The 20,047-nt window shown below is 33.9% G+C and carries 17 protein-coding genes; 11 read left to right on the forward strand and 6 right to left on the reverse strand.

Features of this window, described 5'->3' with window-relative positions:
- Positions 1–125 precede the first annotated feature (125 nt).
- From pnuC to J7E44_RS21195, 5 genes are all read left to right on the forward strand, one after another.
- On the forward strand, positions 126–803 hold the full coding sequence (gene pnuC / locus J7E44_RS21175; RefSeq protein WP_214833364.1) for a nicotinamide riboside transporter PnuC: 678 nt from the start codon (positions 126–128) through the stop codon (positions 801–803).
- Positions 800–1,438 (forward strand): hypothetical protein, encoded by a 639-nt coding sequence (locus J7E44_RS21180; protein ID WP_214833367.1) that lies wholly within the window; start codon positions 800–802, stop codon positions 1,436–1,438. The genes pnuC and J7E44_RS21180 overlap by 4 nt, the downstream gene beginning before the upstream one ends.
- Positions 1,439–1,529: 91 nt before the next feature.
- The gene (dapF, locus tag J7E44_RS21185; protein WP_214833370.1) at positions 1,530–2,297 is read left to right on the forward strand and encodes a diaminopimelate epimerase; all 768 of its coding nucleotides are present in this window, start codon (positions 1,530–1,532) and stop codon (positions 2,295–2,297) included.
- A gap of 31 nt (positions 2,298–2,328) precedes the next feature.
- Complete coding sequence (mltG, locus tag J7E44_RS21190) at positions 2,329–3,354, forward strand: endolytic transglycosylase MltG (protein WP_214833373.1); 1,026 nt, start codon at positions 2,329–2,331, stop codon at positions 3,352–3,354.
- A 168-nt stretch (positions 3,355–3,522) separates the two neighbouring features.
- Positions 3,523–6,027, forward strand: a complete 2,505-nt coding sequence (locus tag J7E44_RS21195) for a TonB-dependent receptor domain-containing protein (protein WP_214833376.1) — start codon at positions 3,523–3,525, stop codon at positions 6,025–6,027.
- A 63-nt stretch (positions 6,028–6,090) separates the two neighbouring features.
- Here J7E44_RS21195 and J7E44_RS21200 read toward each other — a convergent pair whose 3' ends face one another.
- The 4 genes from J7E44_RS21200 to J7E44_RS21215 form a co-directional block, all read right to left on the reverse strand.
- Positions 6,091–6,531 carry an adenylyltransferase/cytidyltransferase family protein gene (locus J7E44_RS21200; RefSeq protein ID WP_214833379.1) on the reverse strand — a complete coding sequence of 147 codons (441 nt, stop codon included), beginning with the start codon at positions 6,529–6,531 and terminating at the stop codon, positions 6,091–6,093.
- An 84-nt stretch (positions 6,532–6,615) separates the two neighbouring features.
- The gene (gene galE / locus J7E44_RS21205) at positions 6,616–7,644 is read right to left on the reverse strand and encodes a UDP-glucose 4-epimerase GalE (RefSeq protein WP_214833382.1); all 1,029 of its coding nucleotides are present in this window, start codon (positions 7,642–7,644) and stop codon (positions 6,616–6,618) included.
- Complete coding sequence (locus tag J7E44_RS21210) at positions 7,645–8,142, reverse strand: hypothetical protein (protein WP_214833385.1); 498 nt, start codon at positions 8,140–8,142, stop codon at positions 7,645–7,647.
- Between the two features lie 4 nt (positions 8,143–8,146).
- The gene (locus J7E44_RS21215; RefSeq protein ID WP_214833388.1) at positions 8,147–9,271 is read right to left on the reverse strand and encodes a DegT/DnrJ/EryC1/StrS family aminotransferase; all 1,125 of its coding nucleotides are present in this window, start codon (positions 9,269–9,271) and stop codon (positions 8,147–8,149) included.
- Positions 9,272–9,357: 86 nt separating this feature from the next.
- On the opposite strand from J7E44_RS21215, the gene J7E44_RS21220 reads away from it, so the two are divergent.
- A complete protein-coding gene (locus J7E44_RS21220; RefSeq protein WP_214833391.1) occupies positions 9,358–10,962 on the forward strand; it encodes a S8/S53 family peptidase in 1,605 nt (534 codons plus the stop codon).
- Between the two features lie 214 nt (positions 10,963–11,176).
- Here the strand turns inward: J7E44_RS21220 and J7E44_RS21225 are convergent, their stop codons facing one another.
- A complete protein-coding gene (locus J7E44_RS21225) occupies positions 11,177–13,711 on the reverse strand; it encodes a phosphoenolpyruvate carboxylase (RefSeq protein WP_214833394.1) in 2,535 nt (844 codons plus the stop codon).
- 189 nt (positions 13,712–13,900) lie between these two features.
- Between J7E44_RS21225 and J7E44_RS21230 the strand changes: the two genes are divergently transcribed.
- Both J7E44_RS21230 and J7E44_RS21235 read left to right on the forward strand, forming a co-directional pair.
- Positions 13,901–15,382, forward strand: coding sequence for a serine hydrolase domain-containing protein (locus J7E44_RS21230; RefSeq protein ID WP_214833397.1), 1,482 nt, complete (start codon positions 13,901–13,903; stop codon positions 15,380–15,382).
- A 99-nt stretch (positions 15,383–15,481) separates the two neighbouring features.
- Positions 15,482–16,087: a hypothetical protein gene (locus tag J7E44_RS21235; protein ID WP_214833400.1), complete on the forward strand. Its 606-nt coding sequence runs from the start codon at positions 15,482–15,484 to the stop codon at positions 16,085–16,087.
- A gap of 46 nt (positions 16,088–16,133) precedes the next feature.
- Here the strand turns inward: J7E44_RS21235 and lpdA are convergent, their stop codons facing one another.
- Positions 16,134–17,534 (reverse strand): dihydrolipoyl dehydrogenase, encoded by a 1,401-nt coding sequence (gene lpdA, locus J7E44_RS21240; protein WP_214833403.1) that lies wholly within the window; start codon positions 17,532–17,534, stop codon positions 16,134–16,136.
- A 97-nt stretch (positions 17,535–17,631) separates the two neighbouring features.
- On the opposite strand from lpdA, the gene J7E44_RS21245 reads away from it, so the two are divergent.
- From J7E44_RS21245 to J7E44_RS21255, 3 genes are all read left to right on the forward strand, one after another.
- The gene (locus tag J7E44_RS21245) at positions 17,632–18,036 is read left to right on the forward strand and encodes a winged helix-turn-helix transcriptional regulator (RefSeq protein WP_214833405.1); all 405 of its coding nucleotides are present in this window, start codon (positions 17,632–17,634) and stop codon (positions 18,034–18,036) included.
- Positions 18,037–18,154: 118 nt separating this feature from the next.
- Positions 18,155–19,318: an iron-containing alcohol dehydrogenase gene (locus J7E44_RS21250; RefSeq protein ID WP_214833408.1), complete on the forward strand. Its 1,164-nt coding sequence runs from the start codon at positions 18,155–18,157 to the stop codon at positions 19,316–19,318.
- Between the two features lie 207 nt (positions 19,319–19,525).
- Positions 19,526–19,987, forward strand: a complete 462-nt coding sequence (locus J7E44_RS21255) for a lipocalin-like domain-containing protein (protein ID WP_214833411.1) — start codon at positions 19,526–19,528, stop codon at positions 19,985–19,987.
- The last annotated feature ends 60 nt before the right edge of the window (positions 19,988–20,047 follow it).

Here is a 20,047-nt window from a genome sequence, read left to right on the forward strand (position 1 = left end):
ACAAATACTAACAATTATTGATAAACTTTCATTATTAAATTTATATTTAAGAACATAAAAAACTGATTAGCATACCATTCAACTCATTTTTCGATTATAATGAATTTTTCCTTATTTTTGAACACATGAATCTATATGATCTTTTTGTAAAACCGTATGAATACTATACTGCTTTACAAATTATGCTTGAAGCCATGGGCACATTCTTTGGTATTCTCAGCGTTTATTTCTCGATCAAAAAAAACATTTGGGTATATCCAACAGGTATTATTTCTACCTTAATTTATGTTTATATACTTTTCAACTTCGGATTGCTGGGCGATTGTATGATTAATGTATATTATACTGCAATGAGTGTATACGGATGGATACTATGGGCTAAAAATTCTGATGATAACATTCATGTACAGGTTTCATGGGCTACAAAAAAAGAGTGGATATTTGCCAGCATACTTTTTATTGTTAGTTTGTTATTAGTTACCATCATATATTATTATAAACCTTATATAGATAATCATTTTTCTATGAAAGGGGCAAATTTGGGATTATATCATTTGGATTGGGCAAATTGGCTTGATGTTTTAACCACATCTATATTTTTAGTTGGAATGTGGTTTATGGCCAAACAACGCATTGAGAACTGGATCTTCTGGATTATCGGAGATTTTATTTGCATGCCAATGATGATTTTTAAGGGTCTAGGAATCACTTCGGTTCAATATTTGGTATTTACTATAATGGCGATCATAGGATACGTCAATTGGAAAAAAAGTTTTAAAGAAAAAAGTAAAATAAAGTCATGAAAAATTTATTAAAAATAACATTTAGTTTTTTCACTATCGTTAGTTTAACATCTTGTTTAGCCTATTCTGATGGATATGCTAATAGTGGTTATGGAGATCCATATTATAACAACGGAAATTACTATGCTCCGTCCGGGTATTATGGAAGTGGTGGATACTACGGCAATGACGGGTATTACTATAGAAATGATGTAAACTATTATTATGATAACGGTGCTCCTTATTATTACTATGGAAATAATAATAACAGAAGAAAAGTATATGTAGAAAGAAGAACAGTTACTTCACAAAGACCTAATTATGGTCTGCAAAATACATCTACTAATAATAGCAATTACAGCAATAGTAATTACAATAATAACAATAGATACAATAATAATAACAGCAATAGCGGTTTTAGAAACTCAAATTCAAACAGCAATAAAAATAACCAGGGAAGTGGCTACAGAAATGCTCCACAGCAAAATACACAACGCCCTCAAAATAACAACAGTGGGTTCAGAAACAATAATTCCAGCAACACCAATACAAACAGTGGCAGTGGATTTAGAAACACTACACCAACTAATACACAAACTAATCCTCAGCCACAAGATAATTCCAACAGATCCAGTGGAAGTGGATTCAGAAGATAATTATTCTAAATAACAAAAACGAGCAGCAAACACTGCTCGTTTTTTATTTTAATATAGTAATTTTGCATGTTTATTTTTAGAGAAAGAAAGTATGGAATTTTATAAATATCAGGGTACAGGAAACGATTTTGTAATGGTAGATAACCGTGATTTACAGTTTCCAAAGGATAAGCAGATCATTGAAAAGCTTTGTGACAGACGCTTTGGAATTGGTGCAGATGGCCTTATTCTATTAGAGAATGATGAAAAGTATGATTTCAAAATGGTATATTATAATTCCGATGGTGGAGAAAGTACCATGTGTGGAAACGGGGGAAGATGCCTGGTTGCCTTTGCTTTTTTCCTGGATATCTTTGAAAACAAATGCAAATTTATCGCTATAGATGGAGAACATGATGCTGAAATTCATAATGGAATTGTCAAATTAAAAATGATCGATGTGAATACTATTTCCAATGATGGAGAAGCTACAGTAATGAACACGGGGTCACCACATTATGTAAAGTATGTTGAAGATCTTGTTACCTACAACGTTTTTGCAGAAGGAAATGGCATCAGGAATTCAAAAAATTATAAAGAAAAAGGAATCAATGTGAATTTTGTTGAAAAGATCACTGATGATGAAATTTTCGTAAGAACCTATGAACGAGGCGTTGAGGATGAAACTTTCAGCTGCGGAACAGGAGTTACAGCATCGGCTTTAACTTTTCTACAAAAAAACAATCTAATCTCTGTAAAAGTTAAAACTTTGGGTGGAAATCTAAAGGTTTATGCTGAAAAAGAGGGAAATTCTTTCCAAAACATTTGGCTGGAAGGGCCCGCAAAGCAAGTTTTTAGAGGAAAGGTTGACCTAGTTTAAAAACAGAAAACTTTTAATCAATTATTTAATAATGAAAAAAACTATTCTCATTATCGTCCTACTTATTGTAGTAGTTGCGGGATTTTTTGGGTTAAGATTTTATAATACATATTACGGCAATAACGTAGAAAAGGAAGGTTATGTTTTAATTCCCCATGGGGCAAGTTTTAAACAGGTCTTAGATTCTATTGCTCCATATATACAGAATAAAGAATCATTTGAAACCGTGGCAAAAGATAAGGATCTTGCCCAACGTTTTAAACCTGGGCGTTATCACATCCAAAAAGGAACCGGCAATACGAATATTATTAATATGATTAAAGCAGGAAATCAGACGGAGAATACATTCAGGATAGGAGATTTTGGAGATATGTACCAAATGATTGGTAAGGTTACGAAAAAAACCGAATTGGATTCATTGACGTTTGTGAAAGAGCTTAATACAATTGCGACAGAAAAAGGATATAAAGATGCTGAAGATCTTAAAAAGTATTTCTTTATTGATTCCTATAATTTTTTCTGGACGGTGAGCCCAAAAGACTTTTTTACAAGATTCGAAGATCAATATAATGCTTTTTGGACGAGCGAAAGAAAAGGTAAAGAACAACAATCTGGATTAACAAGAGATCAGATCTACGCCTTAGCTTCAATTGTATATAAAGAATCCGGAGGAAAAAAAGATGAAATGAAAACTATTGCAGGATTATACTTAAACCGATATAGAAAGGGAATGAAATTACAATCTGATCCTACAGTGATTTATGCTATCAATAAACAAACGAATTTTAAAGATCCTATTAAAAGGGTTTTCTATAAATATCTTTCTACTCCATCACCTTATAATACATATGCGAATGCAGGCATCCCTCCAGGACCAATATGTGTTGTCGATAAAAACTCGGTGGATGCAGTACTTAATGCAGAAAACAACAACTATATATTCATGTGTGCCGATCCTGCCAGATTTGGTTATCACAAATTTACAGCAAGCGCAGAAGAGCATGCTATCAATGCAAAGGCTTATCAGAACTGGCTAAATTCAAAAAATATAAAATAAAACCAAAGTTTAACTTTATTTTAACAATCTCACAATTAACATTTAGCTCTTAAAATCGACATATTCATTATAAATAATAAATCAATCGTAATATTCTGAAATTTAATTCATTAATAATTTCGCAATATTAGGAGTCATCCTTTCACGATTTTACACAAAAAATACCTTATGAATCAGACGGAAATTTTTAACATTTTCACAAAAAAAACCTTAGGGCTTACTTTTGTACTTTCGGCAGCAGCATTCGCTTTTGGCCAGGAAAAGGTAGGTATTTCAGGAACTATTGTCAACAAAAATAATCAAGCTGTCCCTTATGCTTCAGTTACATTTAGCAATAAACAAAATAAATTATTCAGTGACGCCGCTCTTACTGATGAGAAGGGCCAATATAAGCTTGATCTTACTCCAGGGAATTACGATATCACTGTTGAAGCTATTGATTACAAAAAAAATGTAATCAACAAACAAATTACAGCTGCAGGAAACATCGGAGCTTTAGCTATTGAACCAGAAAAAAGTGCAACCAACCTGAAAACTCAGGATATACAGGGAGTAACCATTACGGTCCAGGCTAAACCATATAAAGTAGAATTAGACAAAAGAACTTACGACCCTTCTCAAGATATTGTAAGTAAAGGAGGAAACCTTCAAGATGTACTATCTAATGTTCCTTCCGTATCTGTAGAAACTGATGGTACTGTTTCTATGAGAGGGAGTTCAAATGTAAAATTTTTAATTAATGGGAAGCCTTCAGCATTGTTAGGTATCGACGATGGCGCTAACGCATTACAAAGTATCCCGGCCGATCAGATTGATAGAATTGAAGTGATCACCAATCCTTCTTCTAAATTTGAAGCTAGTGGTACAGCAGGTATTTTAAATATTATTTTAAAGAAAAGTAAGAAAACCGGTTTTAATGGTAGCGTAGTTGGGACTTTGGGATACCTTCCACAAACCAATCTTAATACCAATTTAAGTTGGAGAAAAGGAAAATTCAATTGGTTTCTAAATGGCGGTGGTGGATATCGTGAATCCAAAAATACAAATCGAAATAATTCATTCTTCAATAGTGGTACAACACAACAGATTGATAACGAATCCATCACAAAAAGTAAGAATGATAATTATAATGCTTCTGCTGGTGTAACATATGACATCAACGATAAGACCTCTATAAATGCTTCTGGAACGGTAAGAACTTTTGATAACCAAAGCAATGGAAATGTTACTTATTATGACTATTTTAGTAATAATACAACGGGTTTCAGACAAAGATTAAACACTGCAAATGGTAATAATCTTGCTTTTCAGGGAGATTTTGGATTAGATCATAAATTTGATGACAAAGGTCAAAACCTTTCCTTATCAGCAAGCTTACAGAGAAACCGATCCAACAATGATACAGATATATCTGACACCAATAATGGAATCTTTCAATTACAAGATTTAGTGGCACAAAAAACACTCAACAAATCTTTTATAGGGAAAGCAGATTATGAGTTGCCTATTGGAGAAAACTCCAAAATAGAAGCGGGTTATAGAATAGATGTTAACAGAAATAACTATAATAATATGGTTATGGAAAGCACAGCAACACATCCTCTGTTTTCATATCTTGAAGATTACTCCTATAATGCTGTTTATAAAGAGATGTTTAATGCATTTTACCTTCAATTTAAAAGCAAGATTGGAAAACTGGGATATCAACTGGGATTAAGAGATGAAATTTCTAAGGTAGATATTGATTATTTAAATCTTGCTGGTGGCGCTCAAAAAACGACTAAAAATTACAACAACCTTTTTCCAAGTGTATTCTTAAGTTATGAGATTGCAAAGGACAATCAATTTTTGGTGAACTACTCAAGAAGAATTGACCGCCCACGTTCATTTTTTATGATTCCGAATCCAAGCTATAATGATAATCAGAATATTTTCGATGGAAATATTGACCTAAATCCTTCGTATGTAGATTCATATGAATTTGGATATAGCATTTCAAAAAAGAATTTTACAATTAACCCAACTCTATACTACAGACATTCTAGTGATGATGTTAAAATGTTAGTATTTAAAACCGTTGATACCAATGACATTACTACCTTCCATACAAAACCAATTAATCTTGGCAATGATGATCGTTACGGTTTAGATTTGAATTTTAACTGGGATGCTACAAAATGGCTGAAGTTCATGGGTAATGTCGATTTATTTGGATATAAAACAACCGGTACTTACTTTGATTCTAAAACAATGGACAAGCCAATGTCTTTTGATGGAAGTGGTTTCTCTACAAGAGCAAGACTTACTTCTACTTTCAAAGTAGATAAAACATTTAATTTCCAGCTTCAAGGTTTTTACAGAGGAGCTCAGAAAACACAAAGCCAAGATAGAAAAGATATGTATGCAATAAGCTTTGGAGCTTCTAAAACAATTTGGAACGGCAACGGAACCATTGGTTTCAATATTCAGGATATCTTTAATACAAGAGCGATGAGATCCACTACTTATGGTACTGATTTTACAAGGGATTCTTACATGCAATGGCAGCCAAGACAGTTTGCCCTATCATTAACCTATAGATTTAAGCAGGGAGAGAAGGTAGAACAACCTAAAAAGAAAAAGGACATCAACGCTAATGATAATGGCGGAGACGATCAAGGTGGCCCAATGTAAACCGACTTGTTTTAAAAACAAAATAGTATAAAAAAAATCCCGAAAATATTTTCGGGATTTTTTTTATTTTACAGCTACTTTGTTCTGTTCGGCTTCAAAAATTCTCTTTCTTAAATCACTGGAAGAAAATCTATGATCTCTCTTATTATAATAGATCTCAATTCCTTTTTGTTCACAGTATTTTTTTCCCGTGAAATCTCTGTCCATATAATCATCTCCGATAATCCTTACATCGATCACGAATGATTTTAAAATATCTTCTAAATCTTCTTCCGTGTAGTAAGGAATGATCTCATCAACTGCATTTACAGCTTTAAGCTGAATGTATCTCTCTACAATCGTCTGAGTAGGTTTGTTCTTATTAGGACGATCATGAGAAGGATCAATTTGTAAGCCCACAATTAGATAATCACAAACTGTTTTTGCTTCTTCCAACATTTTTATATGACCGGCATGAAGTAAATCAAATGAAGAGAATGTAATCCCTATTCTTTCTGTTTTCATATTTATATATTTAAAAATTCACTGAAGCAATAAGTCCTTTAATCATAAAAAATCTATCACTCAGAAAAATATTTTGTAATTAATTTAACTATTAAAGTTTCTGGAATCCAGATATTTCTGCCATTCCCAAACTGTTTTTAATGCTTCTTCTAAGGTTGTTTCTGATTTCCAGCCCAATTCACGTTGAGCTTTATCAACTTTAGCATAAGCTATCGTAATATCCCCTTCTCTTCTGTCACAAATCTGATAAGCTACTTTTACATCATTAGCGATCTCAAAAGCCTTAACAACTTCTAATACGGATGAACCTTTTCCAGTCCCTAAATTATAAATATCAATCACAGTTTTGTTGTCCTTATCTGTCATTAATTTTTTTAAAGCTGCTACATGTGCTTTAGCAAGATCTACTACATAAATATAATCACGAATAGGAGTTCCATCTTCTGTTTCATAATCATTACCCCAAATATTTAGCTTTTCACGAATTCCCGCTGCGGTCTGCATTACATATGGAACCAGATTATTAGGAACACCAATTGGCAACTCTCCTAATTTCGCTGACGGATGCGCTCCAATGGGATTAAAATACCTCAACAAAGACACCTTTCTCTTATAGGCATTAGCAAAATCCTTAAGAATTTCTTCACCCATTTGTTTTGTCTTACCATAAACACTCTCTGGCATTTTCAATGGTGTTTCCTCATCAATCGGCATTACATCAGCCTGACCGTAAACAGTGCACGAAGAGCTAAAAATGAAATTTGAAATCTCTCTCTTCTTAAACTCCTGAAGAATGTTAATCAATGAAAATAAATTATTTTCATAATAATCCACAGGGATAATCTGACTTTCTCCGACTGCTTTAGAAGCTGCAAAATTAATACATCCATCAATCTGGTGAGCATCAAAAACCTGCGTAAGAAGCTCCTTTCTTTTTAAATCGAAAGGATAAAAAACAGGCTTCTTCCCCGTAATTTCCTCTATATTTTGTAAAATAAACCTTTCTGAATTGGATAAATCATCTACAATAACAACCTCAAAGTTATTATTTAAAAGTTCTACAACCGTATGAGAACCAATATATCCAAGACCTCCCGTTACGAGTATTGCCATTTATATTTTATATTTTGAAATTTTTTTATAAAGATTAATTAGAAAATCAACTTTTTGATCCTTTGAGAGATTGTTGTTTATAGATAATGAAACAATCTTATCTTCTATAGCCCCAAATAAAAAAATAGTATTTCTTTCTTTTAGTGTAACTTCCCAAAGAATATAATCTTCAGCTAATTTTTTAGAAATTTCTTTAATATCTACTTCAACTGAGTTGCTTTTCCAATAATCAAACTCCCACTTGTAATATGCTTCCAATATTTGAGTCTTATTAAGATCTGGTTTATAAAATTCCATTTTGGATGCATTTCTAACAGACACTTGTATAATACCATTTTTTCCATCCTTAAAAAGATATTGACCTGACTCTTTATTAAGGTTCTTCAATTCAACTGGTTTTGGAAAAGTGATCAAAAAATCATTAATAACAAAAAATTTATTATTTTGTCCAAAAATAAATTGACTAAAAAAAACAGCAAAAAAAAGTATCTTTTTCATCTTTCTACCCCATAAATTCCACCACAGCATCAGTAATATACTTCAGCTGCTCTTCGTCCAATTCTGTATGCATTGGAAGAGAAATAACCTGATCCAATAACTTATCTGTATTCACGAAATCAGCATCATTACTTTCCTGAAAATATGCCTTTTGCTTTCTTAATGCAACAGGATAATAAATCATTGCAGGAATTTCTTTTTCTGTTAAGAATTTCTGCAACTCATTGCGTTTTCCATTTAGGATTCTTAGTGTGTACTGATGAAATACGTGCGTTGTATTTTCTGCTCTTTTTGGGGTTAATATATTTGGATTACCAGCAAATGCCTCATCATAATAATCAGCAGCCTTTCTTCTCGCTTCGTTATAAGAATCAAGATTAGGAAGCTTTTTTCTCAGAATAGCAGCCTGAATACTGTCTAAACGAGAGTTTACCCCTACTTCATCATGATAGTATCTTTCATACATTCCATGATTAACGATTCCTCTTAAACGATGAGCCAATTCGTCGTTATTAGTAAAAATAGCTCCACCATCTCCATAGCAACCTAGATTTTTAGATGGAAAAAATGAAGTGGTTCCTACAGTAGACATTGTTCCTGCCTGCTTTACAGTCCCATCCGAGAATGTATAATCCGAACCGATTGCCTGTGCATTATCTTCAATAACAAATAAATTATTTTCTTCTGCGATCTTAAGAATTTCTTCCATATTAGCACATTGTCCAAATATATGTACTGGAATGATCGCTTTCGTTCTTGGTGTAATTGCTTTCTTTATCTCTTCTGTTGAAATCGTGAATGTATCGTAATCTACATCTACTAAAACAGATTTAAGTTTCAATAAATGAATAACTTCTACCGTAGCTGCAAAAGTAAAATCGGCAGTGATTACCTCATCTCCTTCTTTAAGGTCTAAGGCCATCAAAGCAATCTGCAAAGCATCGGTTCCGTTTGCACAAGGGATAACGTGCTTTACTTCTAAATAAGATTCCAATTCATTCTGGAAGGACTTCACTTCTGGGCCATTGATAAAAGCCGCTGAATCCATTACATTTAATACTGCATTATCTACATCATTCTTTATTTTGTAATACTGACTTTGCAAGTCAACCATCTGAATTTTTTTCATAAATAAATATTTCCGTAAAAATAAGGAATTTAAAATCCATTCAAAAATTTTATTGATTTTGTTTTATCTTTATACAAAATAACTTCATGAGAAAAATTCTACTTATTTGTCTTTTAATATGTTATTCACTTACATTTGCCCAAACACAGCTTGTTTTTGTGTTTTTTAATGACAAGCCAAATAAATCTGCTTTCTATGCTAATCCACTGTCTGAGCTTAGCCAGAAGTCGTTAAACAGAAGAATCGCATTGGGAATCTCATTAAACGATCAGGATGCTCCCATTGAACAATCTTACATACAGAATATCCAAAATCTAGGCTTTACGGTAACAGATTATTCAAAGTGGCTGAATGGGGTTGCTGTAAATGCTACACAAGCACAAATAACAACACTCCAGTCACAATCCTTTGTGCAATCCGTGGAAAGTTTTGCGAGAAATTCTTCAACAGGAACAAAGAATATGAATCGTAATAAATGGGAAAACTTTAATAATACTAATAAAAATCTAACCACTTTTGATTATGGTTCTGGCTCTGAACAGATCGATCAGATTAATCTAAGACCACTTCATCTTGCTGGATTTACGGGAACAGGTGTTTCAATCGCCGTAATAGATACTGGTTTTCCTACTGTAAATACAGGATCTGCCTTTGCAAGGTTGTGGACAAACAATAAGATTAAAGCAAGCTACGATTTTGTCACGAAGTCTAATGACATTTATAATCCCACACTCAATGTTCATGGCTCCATAGTTTTAGGAGCTATAGGAGGTTATATCCAGGATACATTTGCTGGCTCTGCTCCAGATGCAGATTTTTATCTTTATCGCAGTGAAAATTCAACGGTAGAGATTCCTGAAGAAGAGCTATACTGGATCGAAGCCGCAGAGGAAGCTGATAGAAAAGGAGTTGATCTTATCACTACTTCTTTAGGGTATTCCACATTTGATGATCCGCGATATAATTATGAATATGCGGATATGAACGGAAACACTTCATTTATTGCGAGAGCTGCAGAAATTGCATCGAATAAAGGTATTTTTGTCTTAATCGCTGCCGGGAATTCAGGACAACAGCCTTGGCATTATATTCTAACACCAGCTGATAATGCCAAAGTATTTACAATCGGATCCGTAGATTCCAGTGGTAATTCATCTGGATTCTCATCTTTCGGACCTAATGCTTTAGGTGTAATAAAGCCAGACGGCAGCACCAGAGGATCCGCAGCTGCTACTGTTTTCGATAATGGCACAACTGTTGCCACTGGAACTTCTATTGCAACACCCATCGCAGCAGGAGGAGTCGCCTGCTTAATTCAGGCTTTTTCAAATATGAATAGAGATCTGATGAAAAACAGATTAAGACAAACAGCATCATTATATCCTAATCATACAAACCAAATGGGATATGGAATTCTAAATTTTGGCAGTTTTTATAATACTACGTTAAGTACTTCTGAAACGGTAAAAAAAGAAAAGGTTGCCGTATTTCCTAATCCTGTTAAGAGCATTTTGAATGTCGCTTCTGAAAGCGAGGTTTTATCATTGGAAGTTTATGATAATCTCGGAAGATTGGTTATTAAGAATACTCAACAAAAATCGCTACGAGTTGAAGATTTTCAAAAAGGAACTTACTATCTGAAAATCCAGACCAAAGATAAAGCCTATTACGAGAAATTTATAAAAGAATAATTGAAAAGCCTATCGAGTTGATAGGCTTTTTTATGTATTTCATATAAAGGTATTCATACTATTCCTGTTGTCATTTCGAACATAGTGAGAAATCTTATTGTAATTTATGTGAGATTCTTCACTCCACTGTGTTTCATTCTGAATGACAATCTTAATGTCCATCACCACCTGATAAGCTTTATATAGAATCAGTCTCAAATACTTGGCAAATTATTTAAGCCGAGTTTCTACTCGCATTAATATTTCCAAAAAGAGATCTTGTTACCAGCTTTTCGTAGGCTTCTTTATTACCTTCTCCTTTTTGAATCTTCATTAAAGCATATTGCTGGATGCTTAACAATGGTAATACTATTTTCTCACGAATCTTCACCGACTTTCTGGATAGTGGGTCTTCTTCCTGAAGCATGGTAAATCCTGTTAATTCAAGCATAATATCTTTTGAAAGACTGTACTCTTCAAACAGCACATTCCAGAATGCTCCAAATTTCGCATTGTTCTTAATGTAGTATGTAAGCGGGAAATAAGACTTGTTCATACTCATCATTGAGTTTAAAACTAAAGTTTTAAAGAAGTCTGATCCTTTATACAAATCTCTTACTTCTTCAAACCTTCCCTGCTTCTTCATTTCTTCCATCGCAAATCCAAAACCAAAGAATCCAGGAACATTCTGTTTCAACTGTGACCATGAACCCACAAAAGGAATAGCCCTCAAATCTTCAAACCTTAGTTCATTTCCATTTCCTCTTTTCGACGGACGACTTCCAATATTCGTTTTACCGTAATATTCCAATGTACTCATCTCCTGAAGATAAGGCACAAACATAGGATGGGCTTTTAAGTCTGAATATTTTTTATAGCTAATCTCAGCTAGCTCTGTGATTAATTTTCTTTCTTTTTCTGTCAGATCCTTCTTAGAGTTTTTGAATACATCATTTTCCACTCCTGCGGTAAGAAGTTGCTCAAAGTTATATTTTGCCTGTTCCTTATTTCCAAAAATACTGGTTATGGTTTGCCCCTGAATCGTTAGTTCAATTTTATTATTGGCAATTGTATTTCCCTGTGAAGCATAAAAATCATGGGTTTTTCCGCCTCCTCTTGCAGGTGGCCCTCCTCTACCATCAAAAAAAACAACCTTAATTCCTGTCTGTTCAGAAAGCTGAGTCAAAACTTCTTTAGCTTTATAGATCTCCCAGTTTGCTTTTAAATACCCCCCGTCCTTTGTACCATCCGAGAAACCAAGCATGATCGTCTGTTGATTTCCTCTTTTTTCAAGATGTTTTTTATAGACAGGATTTTGATAAAGTTCCCGCATTACATTTTCAGCATTATTGAGCCCTTCCATAGTTTCAAACAATGGAACAATGTCCATATTGATATCTTCATCCTTATATCCGCAGATCTTGAAAAATGCATACACATTCATCACATCCTTCACTGCATCAGAATTGGAAATAATATATCGGTTCATTCCCCGTAATCCATTTAGCTGCTGGATTCCCTCAACCTCCGAAACCGTAAGCAAGGTATCTTTTATAATACCTTCAAAATCATCTGCATTGACCTCATCTGTAATTTGAATTAATTTATTGAATTTTTCATTGTGATCAGCTTCAACATTTCCATAGACTTTTGTAAAAACCTCATCAATAACCTGCTGATGGATTCTGCTGTCCTGACGAATATCCAACGTAGCAAAATGGGTCCCGAAAATTTTAACACGATCCTTGAAATTCATTAAAAGATCTAAAAACAAAGAATTATGCTCATTAACAAGAATACGCTCTGCCTCATCTGCCCTTGCGAGAATATCTTCGGTAGTGATCTTATGATTATTAAAAATAGCACTATACAATTCGTCATTCAGCTGTTGTAAAACTTCCGATACCCCTCTGAAACTTAAGCGTCTTCTGATAAATTTCAAGTGACTGTAGTAGGATTTTAAAATCGCTGACCGAAGTTCTTCAGCTACTCTTCTGGTAACCTCTGCTGTTACGAAAGGATTTCCATCCCTGTCTCCTCCAGGCCAAAAACCAAGCTGAATAATATCTTCGTGTAAATGAAAATGCCCATTTCCAAAAGTTTTTCTGATCTTGGTAAACAATTCTCCAATTGTATCATAGTAAACATATCGTAAATAAGAAATAATACTCAAGGCCTCATCAATAGGCGTTGGCTTTTCTTTATTAACGAATGGTGTTTTCCCCAACTGCTGAAGCAGCATATCAATATTGGTTATAGAATCTGTCGTAATAGCAGATCTTAGATCCTGAATGATTCTTTGTACAGAACTCGGATAAAACTGGGTTGGGTGTGCTGTAAAGACTACTTTCACCGTAAAATCTCTTAATTTCTCACGAACTTTTTCAAGCTTATGATCCTGTTGTGAACGTTCAAAAAGATTGGTTACCGTTCCATTATCGCTTTCAGAATGTAAATTAGGAAAAGCAGCATCTTCAATACTATCAAATAATACTACCTGCCTTTCGATATATTGTATAATCTTAAAAAGCAATTCTAATTTCTGCTCTTCAGTCTGTAAATCAGTATGGCTTTTAAAAAACTCTTCTACAATTTCTTCGGGTGTCTTTCCGACTTCGTAGCCATTTTTACTTTCTTCATATAAAAACGGGAGCAACATCCCGATATTAGTCATTTTATCATAAGGCAGACTCATAAATAATGAATTGTAGATCTGAAACTTATTTTCTACAATCTGCCTGAATTTTTCTGCGCGTTGGTCATGTATCATATAACAAATGTAGTAGATTTTGTTTTTAAATAGTGTCTATTTTAATTAAAAAAATATAAAATATTAACAAAATACACTCCTCATATTCTAGTTTAATTAACCAAAATTTAATTTGTCCTTTTCATCATTATTTTGCCTACCTATGTAACTAAATTACTCTTTAAACTGTTCTATGTATAAATCTACTCTATGAAATACCTATTGCTATCCATAAAAAAATTATTAATAGTTGCGTTCCTCCCATTTTCATATTTATTGTCAGCTCAAAAAGCTCCAGATAGTATTGACATTTTTCTTAAGAATAAGATGGAACAGCTCAAAATACCGGGACTTCAGTTAGCTGTTATCAGAAATGGGAAGATAGAGAAACTGAGCAACTACGGTTATTCCAATCTGGAACATCAGGTTTCAACAAAAACGAAGACTGTATTCTCAATCAATTCTATAACCAAAGCTTTTGTAGGTGTTGCTATTTTACAATTACAAGAGCAGAGGAAATTAAAAGTAGATGATATTATTTCTCTTTACATCACAGATATTCCCAATGAATGGAAATCCATAACCATCAGACAGATGATGAGTAATGTTTCAGGGCTTCCAAATAATATTGATAACAAGGAACAGCTATTAGGAGATGGCTCAGAGGAAAAAAACTGGGAACTGGTGAGAAAATTACCTATGGAATTTCAACCTGGAGAAAAGTTCAGTTATAATCAGACCGGATATTATATTTTAGGAAAAATAATTACAAAATTAAGTGGCAAACATTTCACCCAATTCATTGAAGAAAATCAATTTAAGCCATCACAAATGACGGTTACACAATTTGGTGATTCTAATGATATTATTCCTAATAGTGCCGGAGCCTATTCTACGATCATTAATACAGATGGAAAATGGATTAATGACGGAAAACAACATAATGCTTTTGCAACTTTTCCCGTGTTTTTCAGAACAGCTACAGGAATTATTTCATCCGCTGAAGACCTTAGTAAATGGCTTATCGCCTTACAAAATGGTCAGTTATTAAAAGATAAGAACAGTATTACACAACTTTTCACAACAACAAAATTGAATGATGGACATATTGATGGTTTTAATAAATTAACGAACGGTTATGCACTTGGCTGGCCAACCGTGGTAAGAGAAGATCATCCCGCGGCAGCTCCAGTTGGTGGAATGCGTTCTGCTTTATTTGTTTATCCTAAAGACGACTTATCGATCGTGGTTTTAACAAATCTTCAGGGCTCCAATCCGGAATGGTTTATTGATGAAATTGCCAGTTACTATATTTCTGATATGAAAGTTGAAAATGGTTTTGGCTTGAGTTCCAATATGAAATTATTACGCCAGCAAGCTATAAAAGATGGATTCAGCAATATTGAAAAAGCATATAAAACATTAAAAAAAGATCATAAAAACTTCGCCTTAACAGAAGATGAAGTAAATGCCTGGGGTTACCAATTGTCAGGTTTACATAAAAAGGATGAAGCATTAAATGTATTTAAATTAAACACACTGTTATTTCCTCAAAGCTCAAATGTTTTTGACAGTTATGGCGAGATTTTAGAAACCATGGGAAATAGGAAAGAAGCTATTATTAATTATAAGAAATCCCTTTTGTTAAATCCTGGAAATACAAATGCTGCTGATTATTTAAAAAATAAATAGAATAATATCCTGAAGCGAAATTTGCCTTAGTGTAGAATGGAAGATCACCATATTGATATAAAAATATCATTTCGTAAATTTACAGGATCACAATCATCTATGAAAATAATTGTTGCGCTCTCCCTCATTGTATCCAATCTGTTTTATACTCAGATTACAGTTCCTAATGATTATAAGAAAATTCCTGATATCCTGGATACGGTTGATTATTTATACCCATTCATCGTCCCGAGTAAGGAATATGCTTATTGGAGAGTACTCAGCAACGTCACCGATCCCGACAAGGCTGTGATCTATGAAAGCCAGATGCCTGATCCGATGACCATCAATGAACCTGTTCCTGAAAAAGGTTTTTTCCAAAAATGTATTGGAGAAGGATGCTTTTCATACATCCTTGCCTGTAAAAAAGATAGGTCAGTCTATTTTTCCAATGAACAGCAACTTAAAGATTTTATCGGATCCGTGGATAATCTTCCTGAGGCTCTTCTTATAGCAAGGATCAATGGTTTCTGGATCGACACCAAGAACCGATTCACAGGTTCATATAAAATAGAAGACAAATACATTTCCATATATGGTTTAAAATCAAAAGACTGTCCGGCTACGAAAGAATCTTTTCTAATAAAAATTAATCGGAAAAATGGAAAACTCGACGCAAAAAGTAATGGTGTTTACTACAAAAGTGATGAGTGTATAAACCAATAAAGAAACTACCCATTTAAGAGCAGTTTCTTCATAAAATCTAAAAATATTAAATATTGACAGCACCCTGTCCGGATGCAATCAAATAAGCTTCCTTCAAAGTTTCTGAATAGGTGGGATGTGCATACGAAATACGGAACATATCTTCTGCAGTCACTTCAAACTCTTGAGCAATAACCGCCTGAGCTATTAAATCTGCAGCTCTTGCACCAATAATATGAACTCCTAAAACTTCTCCATACTTCGGATCTATCAAAACTTTTGCAAATCCTTCTGTATCCATTGAAGCTCTCGCTCTCGCACTGGCTGAAAATGGAAATTTTCCGAATTTGTATTCAATCTGATTATTTTTCAGATACTCTTCTGTATACCCAACAGAAGCTACTTCCGGCCATGTGTATACCACAGAGGGGATACGGTTATAATGAATAGGTCGATTTTGCCCGTTAATCGTTTCCACAACCAAAACGCCCTCTTCTTCCGCTTTATGAGCCAGCATAGCACCACCAATAACATCTCCAATTGCATAAATATTGGATACTGATGTTTTACATGTACCGTCTACCTTGATAAAACCCCGGCTATTAACCTGTACCTCTGTTTTTTCCAGTCCCAGTCCTTCTGTAAAAGGTTTTCGTCCTACTGCAACAAGAACATAATCAGCTTCCAATTCACTTTCTTTACCACTTTGATCCCGAAAAAATACTTTTGCAGATGCTCCCAGATTCTCCGTTTTATAAACAGACTGATTAAGAAGAATATCAATCCCTTCCTTTTTTAAGATCTTCTGAAGGCTTTTTCCCAATTCGTGATCCATAGTAGAAATAAGATGATCAGCATATTCAACAACGGTTACTTTTGTACCAATACGACTGAAAATGGATGCCATTTCCACTCCTATCACTCCACCACCTATGATCACCATAGTTTTAGGTTTTTCTTGAAGTGAAAGAGCTTCTGTAGAAGTAATAATTCTTTGTTTATCTATTTCTATTCCAGGTATTGCAGACGGCTTAGAACCCGTTGCAATGATGTAGTTTTTCGCAACTATAGTTTGGTTTCCTTCTTTTCCGGTAACTTGTATTGTAGAATTATTTATAAATTGTGCTACACCCTTAATATGAGTAATTTTATTTTTACTCATTAAAAATTCAAGTCCGGATGTATTTTTAGCGACAACCTCTGATTTCCTTTTATACATTTGAGAAAAGTCAAGATCAATTTCACCCAGTCCGATTCCATGAGTAGCAAACTTATGTTGCGCATCTGCATAATGATGGGTGCTGTCCAATAAGGCTTTCGTCGGAATGCAACCCACATTGGTGCATGTTCCGCCTAAAGTATCATACTTTTCTATAATAGCTGTCTTATAACCCAATTGTGCACTTCTGATTGCTGCTACATACCCTCCAGGACCTGAGCCTATTACGGCAACGTCATAATTTTCCATTGATTGATTAATTTATTTATGATTAAATTTGCTTGCAAAACAAAAGTAAAATTACATAAAAACTTTCATTTTGCAAGTGTTTTTCTAATTAAAAGCTATGAGTAAAAAAAGATCAGATTGTCCTATCAGTTCATCCTTGGAAATATGGGGTGACAAATGGTCATTGCTAATCATCCGTGACCTTATGCTAAACAAGGAATGTACCTATGGAGAGTTTCTTAAAGCGGATGAAAAAATTGCAACCAATATATTGGCATCGAAACTACAGCATCTATCAGAGAATGGCATTATTGACAAGAAAGATCATCCGGATAGTAAATTAAAGGGTCTATATTATCTTACAGAAAAAGGGATTGATCTGGTTCCTATCATTGTTGAGATTAACCTTTGGGGAGATAAATATTTATCTACTCCGCCTGATAAGCTTAAAATGCTTGAGAATATAAAGAGAGATAAAGAAAAGTTTATAGAAACAGCTAAAATTTATCTTAAGGGAAAATAATTTATTCACCACAAAAGTCAATAGTTTTCATAAAAAATAATCATATTAATTTTAAAACTTCGTTAACTCAATTTTCATATTGCATTCCGTAAATTTGAATTAAAATAAATTTACAATAATGCTAAATTTCGAGTTTAAAAATCCAACAAAAATACTTTTCGGGAAGGGTGAAATAACTAAAATTTCAAAAGAAATTCCCGCAGATGCTAAAATATTAATGCTCTATGGTGGTGGAAGCATCAAAAGCAATGGTGTTTACGACCAGGTAAAAGAAGTCTTGAAAGATCATCAGGTTTATGAGTTCGGTGGAATTCCTGCCAATCCGGAGTATGAAGTTTTAATTAATGCACTAGATGTTATTAAAGAAAACAAAATAACATTTCTATTAGCTGTCGGCGGAGGTTCTGTAATTGATGGAGCTAAATTTCTTTCTGCAGCTGCAAATTACAATGGTGAACCTTGGGAAATTCTAAAAAAACCTGTAAGAACATTTGAAGGAGAAGGAATGCCTTTCGGAAGCATTTTAACGCTTCCGGCGACCGGTTCGGAAATGAATTCAGGATATGTAATTTCGAGAAGAGAAACAAATGAAAAATTATCTTCCGGTGGTCCCGGACTTTTTCCTCAATTTTCAGTTTTAGACCCTGAAGTCGTACGGTCTATTCCTAAAAGACAGATCGTAAACGGAATTACAGATGCTTATACTCACGTTTTAGAGCAATATATGACTGCTCCATCTTCTGCAGATTTACAGGAAAGAATTGCAGAAAGCATCCTGATCAGTTTACAGGAAACCGCTCCAAAAGTAATGGCTGATAATTTTGATTATGATGCAGCCGGAAACTTTATGTGGTGTTGTACTATGGCTCTTAACGGATTGATCCAAAAAGGTGTTATTACAGACTGGGCAGTTCATGCAATGGGGCACGAATTAACGGCTTATTACGGAATTGATCATGCTAGAACACTTGCTATCATTGCCCCTTCTCATTATCGCTATAATTTTGATTCAAAAAAAGGAAAACTGGCACAATACGCCGAGAGAGTTTGGGGAATTAAGGAAGGAAGCACAGAAGAAAAGGCTGAAGCTGGAATAAAAAAAATGGAAGAATTTTTCCATAGTTTGGATATCCAGACTAAACTTTCAGAATACACCGAAGAATATAAAGGAACTGCTGAAAGAGTAGAAAAAGCATTCACCGAAAGAAACTGGCTTGGTCTGGGAGAGTATAAAAAACTGACTCCTCAGGATGCGTATAAAATCGTAGAAATGAGCTATTAATAAAGCTTAGGGCTGGAAGTTACAAGTTGTTTTATTTTTGGGTTCTTAAAGCATTTGAATTTTCAAATCTTTAAATTCTAAACACTTGTTGCTTCCAGCTTATCATATAAAATTATTTTATTTATAAACATTCGTTTAAAAAACCTTAATTTCATTACAAATATTTCAAATTTATTTATATTTTAGCATATTCTTAAATTTGTGAAAATGAAAAAACAACTACTTTTATTTGCCTTTTCAGCGTTAGCGCTTACCTCTTGTGAAGATGATAATAATCAAGCCTACGAATTGGATATGATGAAGGGAGAATGGAAGACGAGTAAAACAGAAATTATCTCCGGAAAAGACAATAAAACTGTACTTGCTTCCGACGTTCCAACAGGGTGTAGTACTAAAAATGTAACAGTTTTCAGAACTGACTATTTTACATCGTATACCTCTTATGCAGGAGTTGGTGCTGACTGTCAGCAAAATGGAGTAAGTGAGGGAACTTTTACGTATGATACTGAAAGTAAGGATTTAAATATAACATATAAGAACGATACTGAAAGAAAGTATAGAATTGTTATACTCAACAGTACAGAGCTAAAAATACAACAGCTGTTTGGCAATGTTGATGTAAATGGAGATCAGGTGGTAGATATAAGCTACACCACTTACAAAAGATAAAAACCACACTCCCGAAAGTTCGGGAGTTTTTTTTGAGAAGGTTTTTTAATTAACTAAAAA

Source organism: Chryseobacterium sp. ISL-6 (assembly GCF_018613715.1).
Classification (GTDB): Bacteria; Bacteroidota; Bacteroidia; order Flavobacteriales; family Weeksellaceae; genus Chryseobacterium; species Chryseobacterium paludis.